Annotated in this window: 12 protein-coding genes; 7 read left to right on the top strand and 5 right to left on the bottom strand. The window is 42.6% G+C overall.

What is annotated here, in order from left to right; translation table 11 throughout:
- Positions 1-3: 3 nt before the first annotated feature.
- From Q4519_RS17410 to Q4519_RS17400, 3 genes are all read right to left on the bottom strand, one after another.
- The gene (locus Q4519_RS17410; RefSeq protein ID WP_303514462.1) at positions 4-2088 is read right to left on the bottom strand and encodes a protein-disulfide reductase DsbD; all 2085 of its coding nucleotides are present in this window, start codon (positions 2086-2088) and stop codon (positions 4-6) included.
- A 375-nt stretch (positions 2089-2463) separates the two neighbouring features.
- Positions 2464-3747 (bottom strand): response regulator, encoded by a 1284-nt coding sequence (locus tag Q4519_RS17405; protein ID WP_303514460.1) that lies wholly within the window; start codon positions 3745-3747, stop codon positions 2464-2466.
- Between the two features lie 32 nt (positions 3748-3779).
- Positions 3780-5450, bottom strand: coding sequence for an ATP-binding protein (locus Q4519_RS17400; RefSeq protein ID WP_303514457.1), 1671 nt, complete (start codon positions 5448-5450; stop codon positions 3780-3782).
- 666 nt (positions 5451-6116) lie between these two features.
- Between Q4519_RS17400 and ubiE the strand changes: the two genes are divergently transcribed.
- The 7 genes from ubiE to Q4519_RS17365 all read left to right on the top strand — a co-directional run bounded on the left by ubiE (position 6117) and on the right by Q4519_RS17365 (position 11432).
- A complete protein-coding gene (gene ubiE / locus Q4519_RS17395) occupies positions 6117-6902 on the top strand; it encodes a bifunctional demethylmenaquinone methyltransferase/2-methoxy-6-polyprenyl-1,4-benzoquinol methylase UbiE (RefSeq protein WP_303514455.1) in 786 nt (261 codons plus the stop codon).
- A 9-nt stretch (positions 6903-6911) separates the two neighbouring features.
- A complete protein-coding gene (locus Q4519_RS17390; protein WP_303514454.1) occupies positions 6912-7526 on the top strand; it encodes an SCP2 domain-containing protein in 615 nt (204 codons plus the stop codon).
- Positions 7526-9160, top strand: coding sequence for a ubiquinone biosynthesis regulatory protein kinase UbiB (gene ubiB / locus Q4519_RS17385; RefSeq protein ID WP_232801666.1), 1635 nt, complete (start codon positions 7526-7528; stop codon positions 9158-9160). Before Q4519_RS17390 ends, ubiB begins: the two co-directional genes overlap by 1 nt.
- A gap of 104 nt (positions 9161-9264) precedes the next feature.
- Positions 9265-9504 carry a Sec-independent protein translocase subunit TatA gene (gene tatA / locus Q4519_RS17380; protein ID WP_232801548.1) on the top strand — a complete coding sequence of 80 codons (240 nt, stop codon included), beginning with the start codon at positions 9265-9267 and terminating at the stop codon, positions 9502-9504.
- A 6-nt stretch (positions 9505-9510) separates the two neighbouring features.
- A complete protein-coding gene (gene tatB, locus Q4519_RS17375; RefSeq protein WP_303514451.1) occupies positions 9511-9897 on the top strand; it encodes a Sec-independent protein translocase protein TatB in 387 nt (128 codons plus the stop codon).
- Positions 9898-10656, top strand: a complete 759-nt coding sequence (tatC, locus tag Q4519_RS17370; RefSeq protein WP_232801550.1) for a twin-arginine translocase subunit TatC — start codon at positions 9898-9900, stop codon at positions 10654-10656.
- Complete coding sequence (locus tag Q4519_RS17365; RefSeq protein WP_303514448.1) at positions 10653-11432, top strand: TatD family hydrolase; 780 nt, start codon at positions 10653-10655, stop codon at positions 11430-11432. The genes tatC and Q4519_RS17365 overlap by 4 nt, the downstream gene beginning before the upstream one ends.
- A 37-nt stretch (positions 11433-11469) precedes the next feature.
- Here Q4519_RS17365 and Q4519_RS17360 read toward each other — a convergent pair whose 3' ends face one another.
- The gene (locus tag Q4519_RS17360; protein ID WP_232801552.1) at positions 11470-13104 is read right to left on the bottom strand and encodes a methyl-accepting chemotaxis protein; all 1635 of its coding nucleotides are present in this window, start codon (positions 13102-13104) and stop codon (positions 11470-11472) included.
- Positions 13105-13278: 174 nt separating this feature from the next.
- Entirely contained in the window at positions 13279-13629 is a 351-nt protein-coding gene (locus tag Q4519_RS17355) for a Rho-binding antiterminator (RefSeq protein WP_303514445.1), read from the bottom strand.
- Positions 13630-13692: the final 63 nt, after the last annotated feature.

Genomic DNA, 13692 nt, shown 5'->3' with positions numbered 1-13692 from the left:
TTCCTATTGAGTAGAGGACGTAGCTGATGCGCGATCAATGGCGCTGATAACATCTTCGCTATTGAGAATCACTGGTAAGGCTATACCTTCAGGCGCATTGGGTCCGTAAACAATGTTAAAAGGCACGCCATAACGATCATTTTGTTGTAGATAATCACTAATATGAGGCGCAGGTTTGGTCCAGTCGCCTTTCATTAAATAAATATTTGGTTGCTGCAGGGCATCATAGACTGGCTGCTGTAGTAGCACGCCAACTTTGTTGGCTTTACAGGTGATGCACCAGTCGGCCGTAATATCAACAAAAACGGTTTTACCTTGCGCCACTTGTTGGTCAATGTCCTGTTGCTCTAACATGTGCCAAGCCAGATCAGGATTTAAGGGTGAAGCCCACCTATCGCTGGTCAATGAGGCCGTTATGCCTATTGCACCTAAGCCAATAAAGCTAACACTGATACAAATAAGCGCTATTTTGGTGCCATATTTTTGTTTAATAAGGCAACAAAGGGCGATGGCGAAGATGCCATAGATCACCCATAGCCAGCCGCCGATAAAGCTTTGTAATAAACTTATTAACCAAACTGAGGTGGCAAACAGTAACACCGAAAAGAAAACCTTTATCTGTTGCATCCAATTGCCCGGACGCGGCAAATAACGGGCTAACTGCGGAGCCATGGCGATCAGCAACCAAGGCAGAGCCATGCCGACGCCTAACGCAGTGAAGATAATGAACAGACTGTAGGTATCTGCGCCCAGCGCAAACGCAACCGCCGTGCCTAAAAAGGGCGCGCTGCATGGCGTAGCTAATAAGGTGGCAAACATGCCTTGCACATAGTGGCCGACATAAGAATGGCCACCGCTAGTGGCGAGCTTAGTTTGCAGGGCGCTGGGCAGTTGAATTTCAAATAAGCCCAGCATGTTTAATGCAAATAGCGTGGTAATTAACGCCATAAAGCCAATAAACCAAGGTTGCTGAAACTGAATGCCCCAGCCAATGCTTTGGCCACTGACCTTTAATAACAATACCGCTAAAGCAAGCAACCAAAATGAGCTAATAATGCCAAAAGCAGAAGCAATGAACTGTTTTCTAATTTGCCCTTGGCTTTGATTTTTTGCCGTGAGCACGGTGCTGAGCTTCATTCCTAACACGGGCAAAACACAAGGCATAATATTTAAGATCAAGCCACCTAGTAAGGCAATCAGCAGCATACTTGGCCAGCCGATAGGGTTTTGCTTAAAAGCATTGGCATCGATGATGCCCGCTTGGGCGAGTTGATTTACTTCGATAGCCAACTCTTTGTCGGCTACCACTAAGGTTAATAACTGTTGCTCTAAGTTGACTTCGCCGAGCCAACCTTTAACGGATATCAGCCCTTTTAATTGCTCTTGTTCGGGTTGTAATTGCTCAATATTGAAGTAAGTGTCGGGATCGCCAATGATAAAAACATCGGGGTTGTCCCAAGTTTTACCGGTAATCGTAAAGCTGAGCTGTTGCTGGTTTTGATCCCAAGTTAACTGACTGAGCTGAGCTAGTTGCTGCTCGGTTTGAGGCACTTGTACCATGGCTTTATTGTATAAATACATGGCATTACTGTCACCAGTCAGGTCTGTAGCATTAAAGTCGAGCGCTAACTCATAGTCTGTTAGTACACAAACATTGGTGCAACTTGAAAGGGTAAATTTGCCCCGTAGTTGGGTGTTGCGGTCTAATTGTGCCAATTGGATCTGTAATGGAAAAGTGACACTATCTCGGTAGCCTAACGTCTCCAGTCCTAAGGTGCTAAAACGCTCAGGAACGGGCCAAAACCAATCAACTTGTTTGACATTGCTTGATTGTTGCCAATCAACGCTAGGGGCGATTCCTCCTTCACCAGGCGCGCGCCAATAGGTTTTCCAGTCACCAGATAACTTGACTTGCAAAATAGCTGCAATGGTTTGGTTTACGATGTCTTTTTCACCAGTGAGGGTGAGCTTAACTTGTATCGGAGGGTGCTGAGGGTTGGTCAGCCAACCAGTACTCGCAGCCGCTAATGAAAAAGAACAAAACAATGATAAGCATAGGCCTACTAAGGTAAATAGCCGATATTTCAAGTGTGACTCCAACAAGTAATAATCACTTAATAAGACCGTGAAAATGCTGCTTTTCTTTCAATCCCACTAATAAAAGTGGATTGACTAAGTAAGGCATTGGTGAGACTAAATAGCCCCTTTCTAATGCTGAGTCATTTAAATTACAAGTAATTGGCCCGAAACTTACTTAGCTTTACATTACCTTCTTGTTGATTAAGCCAAATTTTGGATAAGCGAAATAGTATGTTTTCACGCAAAACGTTGTGATTAGGCCACACAAGACGTCGTAAATAGCTTTGGCTCCCACAATTTAGGCTGTTTTGGGTGTAACAGGTTTTGCGTTTTATTTTGACAACGAAATTTTGCTATAAACACGCTCTATCTGACTACGTGGACTTAAGCTGCGTAGGCATTTTCTTTAAGCCATTGCTTAATTTTTGTTACTTGTTCAGCTAAATCGGCTAACTCTGCTTCTGTGGCAAATTGCCCTTCTTTTGAGCCGTTTAGCTCTAGTTTTCTATTAAGTGCTGAAAACTCATTAAAACCAAAATTTGCACTGGCTGATTTCATACTATGAACTTCGCGAACATATGTTTTTAAATCGTTGTCTTGTATGGATTTTGGTAGGTTTATTAGTTGTTCGTCTAAACTGGTTATAAAAGCGTCAATTAGCATATTAAAGTTGTTACCCATGGCTTTTTTGAGCATTTCAAAAGTGTTTAATTCAACTAAATTGTCACTGTTGTCAGTGATTGTGTCGTTTCCCATCGTTGGCTCCTGAGTATTCAGTGTTGGTTCTAGGTGATGTGGTTCAGGTTTTGTTCTACTAAGCCAATAATCGAGCATATTGGCCAGTGCTTGTTGTTCAAATGGCTTAGACAAGAAATCATCCATACCGACGCTAAAACAGCGCTCTCGATCAGCAGGAAGCGCGTTAGCTGTTAATGCTATGATCGGCACCGAATTATTGGGGTCTTCAGCTAAAATCCTGGCTGTTGCCTGATAGCCATCTAATATCGGCATCTGACAGTCCATTAAGATTAATTGATAATGACCTGTACGCCATTTATCTAACGCCTCTAGGCCGTTATTAGCGATATCCACTGTTAAGCCAAGCTGCTCTAACATGGCTGTCGCAACCAACTGGTTGGTGAGTACGTCTTCTGCAAGTAGAATGTGCCCTGATAGTCGTTCTATTTTAGTATTGGTATGAGTGGCACTTAATAAAATAGGGTCTTGTTTTTTATTACGGCATAACGAGTCTAGAGCGGAAAAAAGTATATTGCAGGTGATAGGCTTACTGAGGATTTTATTGGCGCCCGCTTGTTGTAATTTTTGACTGTCTTCTAGTTGGCACGATGAAGATAAAATGAGGATTGGGATATCATTATAAGTGTCGATACGGCGTATTTTGCTGGTTAATTCTGCCCCGTCTATTGCTGACATCCTATAATCGGATATGACTAACTGGAATGGTTCGGTGCTGGCTGATTTTTTTAGTTTATCTAACGCGTTGATAGGATCCGAACAAGAGCTAATATTCATCTCAAGTGGCTGTAACATGCGATACAGTATGTTGAGGTTTAGTGGGTTGTCATCCACTAATAATACTTTCTTTCCTTTTAGATCCAGTTTTTTATTTAGGGGCTGAGTACTGTGGATCCCCAAAGGCAGACTCACGGTAAAGTTTGAGCCCTCTCCCTCCACACTTTTTAGGCTAATGTTGCCCCCATTAATTCACACAACTTCTTACAAATGGCTAATCCGAGTCCGGTGCCCCCATATTTACGTGTGGTAGACGAGTCTGCTTGAGTAAAAGAGGAAAATAGGTGAGGCTGAATATGCTTAGGAATACCGATACCCGTATCAATCACGGCTAAAGAAAAGATGTTGAGTCCATTCTGATCTTGTTCACTGTTGACTTTAACGCTAATGCTTCCTCGTTTAGTAAACTTAATTGCGTTACCAATTAAGTTTACTAACAGCTGGCGGATCCGTAATGCATCGCCAATTACAGTGGTTGGACTATTACTATCGTAATCCAGTAACAACTCCAGCCCTTTGTCATCGGCCTGTAAGGACAAGGATTGACAAATTTCATGGCATTCTTTTTCGAGATCAAACGGCAGTTTATCTAAACTGAGCTGACCGGCTTCAATTTTTGAAAAGTCGAGAATGTCATTAATAATAATCAGTAATGATGAGCCGGACTGGTAAATAATATCGGTGTATTCTTTTTGTCTTTCGTTTAAGCCTGAATTTTGCAGTAACTGTGTCATGCCGAGCACGCCATTCATAGGTGTCCGAATTTCATGACTCATGGCGGCAAGAAATTCACTCTTGGCTTGGGCGCTAGCCTCTGCTTTCTTGTTGGCTATTTCTAATTCTTGGGTGCGAGCTAAAATTCTGTCATCTAAGGTTTGCTTTTCGTGCTCTAGTTGAGCCTTTAAGTAGGCTAAGCTTTCTGCTAAATGGTTGAAAGCACTTCCGAGCTTGCCTAGTTCATCTTGGCCCAAATTAGGTAGCCGATAACCAAAATCTCCTTGTTCTAACAGTTCTGTGCCTTGGTGTAAAATGGCTATTCTATTAAATAAGTAACGGTGTAAGCCCCAGTACAAAGCTGTTATAAGCAGGATGGTCATGCCGGCAACCATACTGAGCATTAACTGATCAGTATGAGCAAAGACAGCGTTAAGCTGTGCTTTATCATGGAGCAGATAAATATTCATTGACTGGTTAGCCACCTGTATCGGTTGACTAATAACATGTATGTCGTCACTGGCTAAAAAGGGCTTACCTTCTTGGGAAGGGGTAGAGCTAACAATAACAATGTTGCTCTGATTGGTGATCAGGGCGTCAATGATTGCTGAGCCTCGGCTATTTTGCTCTTTTGTTAGCTGTAATAAGGTGTCTTCACTGGCGGTTTGCCAATCAAATGACAATACGACCCAGCCAAGTTGGTCGCCTTTTTGTATCACTGGTGCCATGATCCATTGTTGCAGTGTGTTTTGTTGTGATAACCAAGGATCGACATTAGGGTTACTTATGAGGGGTTGGTGGGCTGAACTATTGGGAAATAAAGGGTGGCTTAAGCTACTTTTCCCTAGCCAGGTGACGGTGTTAAAAACGGAGCCAGAACTATCTCGATTACTTGCAGCAAGAATATCGGCATCCATGTCTAACACTAAAATGTAAGTTAAGTAAGGATACAGGGCGACAATATTATTGAGTTGGGTGGAGATATTTTGCGGTTGATGACGTTGCAGGGCATCTTGTACGTTGGGGTTTTGCGCAGTAACAATGGCGTTGTGTATTAAAAACTCAGCTCGATCGTTAAAGCGTGCTTCAGCCAAACTTAAGTAACTGTGCAATAACTGTTGCACTTGTTTATTATCGACCTTTTTACATTCTGAATAATGTAAAAGCCCATAATAAGCATCACCGAAAGCACAACTGCGCTAATCAGCAACAATAATTTAGTGACTAAAGACATATATTCCTTTTATTCATGGATAAATAATTCGGTAGGAATATCGAAAAAGATCGATTTAATAAATAGTTAGAATTATTGTAGTTGAGATTTTTGGCGCTGTGGAAGTGGTGGCTTATATAAACAAATAATAAATTGGAAGCGGCTCACTTGTCATAATTATTGGCGCTCAATAAGGATGCGACCCTTATCCCCATAAGCGCGAATCCTTAACCGATTATGAGCAAGTGAGCTCTATTTACATCGCAGCAGAGAGTAACCGTAAAATCTCTCTGTTTGTCAAAATCCAGTGTAGCTGAGAAAAGTAGAATATCTGTCGTTTTTATTGATGTTTCACTTGTCTGTTAATTTTTATCTCTTTGTTTTAGTTGCTTTTATTCTTTTTTCATTAACTATAATTCATACATAATTCATGCTGAATCAATCTAATCGCTATTCTTATTGGGGTTGCGTGGCATTTGGTTGTTTCTTTTGCCTGTTGCTATCTGTGGGTAATTGCTGGAGTGGTGGCGCGGCATCAAGTAAACTAGCTGCCTAGTCAGGAATTTAAGGATACATGATGACGGAGCAGGTTGATCAAGCGGCCCATGATAACGCTAAGCATGACGAAACGACGCATTTTGGTTACCGAACCATAGCCAAGGCTGAAAAAGCCGATAAAGTTGCTGAGGTGTTTCATTCAGTGGCGACCAAGTACGATATTATGAACGACTTTATGTCATTTGGCATTCATCGTTTTTGGAAGCGTTTTGCTATTGACTGCTCAGGCATTCGTCCTGGCCAAAAGGTACTTGACTTGGCAGGTGGTACTGGTGATTTAACGGCTAAATTTTCTCGCGTGGTGGGAGAGCAGGGCCATGTTGTACTCGCTGACATTAATGATTCAATGTTAAAGGTGGGGCGGGCCAAGCTACGTGATCTTGGTATTGAAGGTAATGTTGAGTATGTGCAAGCAAATGCAGAAGCGTTGCCTTTCCCTGATAACCATTTTGACTTGATCACTATCGCCTTTGGTTTACGCAATGTCACCGACAAAGATAAAGCTATTCGCTCTATGTTCCGCGTGTTAAAACCGGGTGGGCGTTTGTTAGTTTTAGAGTTTTCTAAAACAGACCAGCCAATACTCAGTAAGCTCTACGATTTTTATTCCTTCAACTTTCTTCCTGCTATGGGTAAGCTGGTGGCTAATGATGCTGACAGTTATCGTTATTTAGCCGAAAGTATTCGTATGCATCCTGACCAAGAGACCTTGAAAGGAATGATGGAAGACGCTGGTTTCGAAGGCGTTGAATATTTTAATATGACTGGCGGCATTGTTGCCTTGCACCGCGGTTATAAGTTCTAGGAGTAAGCTATGCCTTTATTAAGCCTGATCAGTGCCGGTGTTGAAGCCGGTATTAATTCACTGCAATTATTGGATCGGCAAGGGCAAGCTCGGCGAAAAAAACTCGCAGGTAAGGTATTTTCTATAGAGTTGAAAGAGTTACCTAGCCCTTTCTACTTTGTTATTAGCTCGCAACAAGTTGATGTGCTGGGTGAATATGAAGGCCAGCCAGATGTGCTGGTTAAGCTTTCAATTTCGGCATTGGATGAGTTAAAAGACAGCGCTAAAACCACTTCGCTCATTAAGCAAGAAAAACTCGAAGTTGAAGGTGATATTCAGTTATTGCAGCAGTTTGCGCAGTTGTTGACAGAAATGGACATTGACTGGGAAGACGAGTTATCACGTTATTTGGGTGATGTTTTCGCGCACAAACTTTGTTATGGGCTGTTGCAAGTTAAACGCTTAGCTGGCCAGCAACTTTGCCGATTACAGCATAATATTGGTGAAATCATTACGGAAGAATACCGGTTGGCACCGGGACCACTCGAAGTGGCTTATTTTTGTGATGAAGTAAGCGCCCTTGAAAAACGCACTCATGCTACCTCGGCACGGCTAGCGCAATTGGCAGAGCAAGTAACTAAATGATGAAGTTTGCAGAGATAGGTCGTTTTTATGCGATCGCTAAAACTTTTTTAAAATATGGTTTAGATGAGTTAGTTCCCTACGAGCACTTACCTTTAGGCAGCCGTTTTGGTCGCAAGGCTTTGTTTTGGATTGAGAATGAATTTCCAGACATGGCGCTGCCGGAACGCTGTCGCTTAGCGCTGCAAGAGCTCGGCCCCGTTTATATTAAGCTTGGCCAAATGCTGTCTACTCGGCGTGACTTATTACCGCCTGAGTTTGCTGAGCAGTTAGCTTTACTACAAGATCAAGTGAAGCCCTTTTGCGGCGATCTGGCTATTGAGCAGATTGAGCGCTATTTAGGTGACAAAGTTGAGAATATTTTTGATGACTTTGATGCCACTCCCTTGGCTTCAGCTTCCATTGCTCAAGTACATACTGCCACCTTAAAACAGGATGGCCGCGCGGTGGTGGTGAAAGTTATTCGCCCTGGCATCGGTCAAATTATTAAGGCGGATGTGCAATTAATGAAGTTACTGGCACAGATTGTTGCCAAATATGCCCCTGAAGCAGATCGCTTACGTCCGGTTGAGGTGGTTGAAGAATACGAAAAAACCATCATAGATGAACTGGACTTGATGCGTGAAGGCGCTAATGCTATTCAGTTACGGCGTAATTTTGAGGGCTCGAAAGAATTGTATGTGCCTGAAATATACAGTGATTACTGCACTCATAAAGTGTTGGTGATGGAGCGAATTTACGGTATTCCTGTTTCAGATATCGCGGCACTGGAAGCCCAAGGCACTAACATGAAGTTATTGGCCGAGCGCGGTGTTGAGACCTTTTTTGCACAAGTGTTTCGTGACAGTTTTTTTCATGCAGATATGCACCCAGGGAACGTTTTCGTTTCGCGTGAACATCCCGAAGACCCGATGTGGATCGGCATTGATTGCGGTATTGTTGGCACACTAAATAAAGAAGACCAACGCTATTTAGCGGAAAATTTCTTGGCCTTTTTTAATCGTGATTACCGTAAAGTGGCTCAACTACATGTTGATTCAGGTTGGGTCCCCATCGAAACTAAAGTAGAAGAGTTTGAATTTGCGATCCGCGCCGTGTGTGAGCCGATTTTTGAAAAACCGTTATCAGAAATCTCATTTGGTCATGTATTACTTAACTTATTTAATACTGCGCGTCGTTTTAATATGAAAGTGCAACCGCAATTAGTGTTGTTGCAAAAAACGTTATTGTATATCGAAGGCTTAGGCCGTCAGCTTTATCCTCAGCTTGATTTATGGAAAACAGCTAAACCATTTCTGGAAAACTGGATGATGGAGCAGGTAGGCCCTAAATCTGTTATTAACGCGGTGAAAGATAAAGCACCATTTTGGGCTGAGAAGTTACCTGAATTTCCCGAGCTAATTTATGACGGGCTAAAACAGTTTAGAAACCAGCAACATCAATTAAACAAAATGCAGCGAGCTTTTCATCAACATAGCCGTAACATGGCAAAAAGTCGATTTTGGGGCATATTGGGCGGCGCATTATTAGTGGCTGGGGCTGTGCTATATGGTGAGCAAGATACACTGGCAAAAATAGCGGCCGTCTTAGGGGGGCTGGCTTGTGTTAAAGCTTATTTACACACCGCAAAAGAGTAACATTGTTTGGTGCAACTTTAGAGTAAACTAAGCATAAGAGAGCGTTATTGCTCAGTGGTTTTAAACTTATATTAATCATCTAACTTTATAAACGGGATAACATTATGGGTGGCATTAGCATTTGGCAGTTACTGATCATTGCGGCAATAGTGATTTTATTATTTGGCACAAAAAAATTGCGTAACATGGGTGGCGATATTGGCGGGGCGGTAAAGGGCTTTAAAAAAGCCATGAGCGATGATGACTCTGCAGATAGCACCAAAAATTTGGCTGATCCAGCACAAAAGAAACAAGCAGATTTGGATCCAAAAGACGAAAAAAGCAAACAAAAAGAGCAGGATTAACCCGCTATGTTTGATATCGGTTTTTGGGAAATCGTCCTTATTTCAGTGATTGGTTTGATTGTATTAGGCCCTGAGCGTTTACCTGTTGCGATACGAACGGTGTTGCATTGGGTTCGCACCGTGAAAGGGACTGCCAATACAATGAAGAATGAGCTTTCCCAAGAGTTGAAGATTCATGAGTTACATGAAAATTTGCGTAAGGCTGAGCAACAGGGCTTGAAAGATATTTCACCCGAGTTACATGAATCAGTAGAAAGCTTAAAACAAGCGGCAGAGTCAGTCACTCGACCTTATGCTAAAAATCCAGCTGCTTTGGATCCTGAGTCGAGTGTGGTAAATAATGATGTTCCCCCGTCTGTTGACATAAAGGGCGACGAGCAGGAAAAGAAATAAATGTCTGACGTAAAACCAGAGCAATCTGCGGCGCCATTAATTAGTCATTTAATGGAACTGCGTAACCGCTTGTTACGCGCTGTGATGGCGGTGGCGGTGATTTTTCTTGGCCTAGTCTACTTTGCCAATGATATTTACTATTTTGTTGCTGAGCCTCTGACCAGTCGCCTTCCTGAAGGCACCAGTATGATAGCAACGGATGTTGCGACACCTTTTTTCACGCCAATTAAATTAACCATAGTGCTAAGTATCTTCTTAGCAATGCCGTATTTGTTGTATCAAGCTTGGGGATTTATTGCGCCAGGTTTATATCAACACGAAAAAAAGCTGGTCGCCCCGTTAGTATTTTTTAGTGCGGTGCTATTTTATGGTGGTATAGCGTTTGCTTACTATGTGGTTTTCCCCCTTGCGTTTCAATTCTTTACCTCGGTAGCGCCCGAAGGCGTCACCATTGCTACCGATATTAGTAGTTATTTAGATTTTGTTCTTAAATTATTTTTTGCTTTTGGCCTAGCATTTGAAATCCCAATTGCAACCTTGTTACTTTGTTGGACTGGGGCCACGACGCCAGCCCAACTTAAAGCTAAGCGACCTTATATTGTGGTGGCTGCGTTTGTGATTGGTATGTTATTGACGCCGCCAGATATCATTTCACAAACCATGCTAGCGATTCCTATGCTGTTGTTATTTGAGTTAGGCTTGCTGTTTTCTCGTTTTTATGTGAAAGCACCAGCAGATGATGGGAGTGAATCTGCATGATCGATATCGGTATTAATTTAACCAACAAGCGCTTTGATAAAGACCGGGGGCAAGTTATCGCGCAAGCCCAAGATGCGGGCGTAACAGGAATGATAGTTACCGGTACTAATTTAGCCGAAAGCCAAGCCGCAGCTGAGCTTGCTGCTGAATATCCCGGTTATCTTTATGCCACGGCAGGGGTGCACCCGCATGATGCAAAAAGTGTGTCTGAATCAACATGGGCATCGTTACGTGAATTATGGGCCTTGCCTCAAGTTAAAGCGGTGGGGGAGTGTGGCTTAGACTACAATCGAGATTTTTCACCTCGACCAGTGCAAGATAAAGTATTTGAGCAGCAGCTTGAGTTAGCGGTCGAGCTGCAATTACCGGTGTTTATGCATGAGCGTGATGCAAGGGCTCGATTTATTGAAATTCTCAAACCTTATCGGGATCGCTTACCTGCTGCTGTATTGCACTGCTTTACAGGTGAATTAGATGATTTAAAAGCTTACCTCGATCTTGATTTACATATTGGCATCACCGGCTGGATTTGTGACGAGCGCCGTGGCTTACATTTACATCAAGCAGTTAAACTCATCCCAGGTAACCGCTTGATGATAGAAACAGATAGCCCGTATTTATTGCCGCGCACGTTGCGTCCTAAGCCAAAATCGAGCCGTAACCTACCGCAATATCTGCCTCATATTGCGCAAACTATCGCAGATGCTCGAGGACAGAATATAGCTGAATTGATTAAACAAGCCACAGCGACCAGCGAGCAGTTTTTCTCTCTTTAAGTTTTCGTTTACTGCTTGAATAAGTGTAAAGCCATAGTTAATGCTCTGATTTAAGCTTAAACTCGCCGACCTGAGAGCGCATGTTAACAGCAACCTCATTTAGTTGACCCACCGATATCTCTAATTCTTGTGCTGCGGTACTGGCTGTTTTTGCGATATCACTGATAGCTATTATGCTTTGGTTAATGGCTTCGGCAACGCTACTTTGCTCTTCTGCCGCCGTCGCGATATGGGTATTCATGTCGCTGATGACATCAACCGAGTTAACAATTTTAATTAAAGCATCCCCCGCTTGAATGGTATGATCATTGGCATCTTTAACATCATGAGTGCCAAGCTCCATTGCCGTGACAGCCTCTTGTACTCCTGATTGTAATTTTTCAATCATAGATTCAATTTCTAACGTCGATTTTTGTGTACGTTGTGCCAGCGTTCTTACTTCATCAGCTACAACTGCAAAACCTCTGCCTTGTTCACCGGCACGGGCGGCTTCAATTGCAGCGTTAAGAGCCAGTAAGTTAGTTTGTTCAGCAATACCTTTTATTACTTCAAGTACCTGCCCGATATTTTGGCTCTCTACATTCAACCGATTGATGACGACGGATGTTTGCTCAATTTGTGCTGATAATTTTGACATGCTTTGGATGGATTTTTGTACTATCTCGTTACCGGAAGTGGCCGTGTTATCAGCCTCTCTTGCCGAGTCTGCTGCCGAGTTGGCACTTTGTGCGACTTCTTGCACTGTGGCCGTCATTTGGTTCATTGCGGTGGCTGTCTGTTCGGTTTCATTTTGTTGCAATGACATTCGTTCGTTAGTTTGTTGAGTAAAGCGGCTCAGCTCATCACTTGACTCATTGATGGTCATTGCGGCTTGGCTAATGCCGTTTAAAATTTTACCTAGATGTTGGATTACCCCAGTCAGATCTTTTGAGATTTGGCCTAATTCATCATTGTTATAGACCTTAAAATCGACCCTAAGGTCGAGCTCTTCTCTGACTGTTTTAAGTGTACTTAAAATGTTGGTGATAGGCTTCATTACGCTACGGTTAACCCAAATCCCCAGTATAATACTGGCTAATAACGCGCAAATAGTCAGTGTGATAAACCATTTAGTTGAGGTGATGTAAGCCTGATGCGCGGCTCCTCTTTCTTCTTTTGCCACATGAAGTTGTAGGCTAATTAATTCAGATATTTTACTGCTTATGGGATCGATGACTTGGTATAAAGGCATAATATCTTGAGTGAGCTGTCCGGAAAGGTTGCCATTGAATGAGGCCAGTTTACTGTGGAGGTGTGTTATCGCATTGTTGGCTGGTGTAAACAACTTATCGGCTTCTTGTGCGAGTTGCTGCTCTTTGGTTGTTAGTGTTGTTGATAGGTATTTTTCCCAGCGTTGTTCAATTGTACGTGTTGCTTTTTGTAGGGCGAGAGCGGCTTCTTGTGCACTTATGCCTCCTGCGTTGGCTTTGTTAATGGCATCGATAACCGAAACGGCATATTCATCAGCAATGATTTTTAAGTCTTCGAGAGGCACAACTCTGTCGTTATATAAACTATTCAGGCTATGGTCTATTTTTCCCATTACATTAACCGCTAGTATGCTGATAGAAGCGAGCAATAATAATGGCACGAGTAAGGCCAAAATCATTTTGTGTTTAATTTGTAGATCCATACTCTTTCTCCCTGGCAGGCAAGTTGCCTCTGTTTGTTGAGTATAGCGATATTCATTTTTTTTATGCGAATTGGCGTCTGTTTGCTGTCGGGAGGTTGGGGGATTTTTGGGTTGATTAATATTTAAGATTTTGATTTTTTTTGTTTTTTATGTTCGCGTTATATCAATCATAATTTAGTCATTTTTATATGGTGCTAAGTTTATCCAGTCTTGCGGGAGGCTGATTTCGGCAAACTTAAATTTACTAATGCTATCAAGTCGAAACGCTTGAGGATGACCATTTTCTTCGGCTTCTAGCCACTCGCCTCGATCCGACTTAATGCGTAGCGTGTGAGGAATCACAAGGTGACAACTTTGATCTATCAGCACCAAGTGTAAAGGTTGTTGTTTAAGGCACGCCAGCTCGAGGTAGTCATACTTATCACATGCAATGGGCTGGTAAGGATTGAGTTCACTCATTGACACGTCCTCTATCTCATCGTCACTTAAAGCTTGATTCGCGCCTAAGTATAGTGTAGTGGTCAACTAAAACTGGCCACCTCGTTATAAGTTTTGAAGTATTCTGCTTCAGCCTTTTGTGGCGATAGC

This window comes from Motilimonas sp. 1_MG-2023, assembly GCF_030547455.1.
In the GTDB taxonomy this organism is placed as follows: domain Bacteria; phylum Pseudomonadota; class Gammaproteobacteria; order Enterobacterales; family CBDFNC01; genus Motilimonas.
The sequence above is the reverse complement of the archived record's forward strand: the minus strand, read 5'-3'. Positions and strand labels throughout refer to the sequence as shown.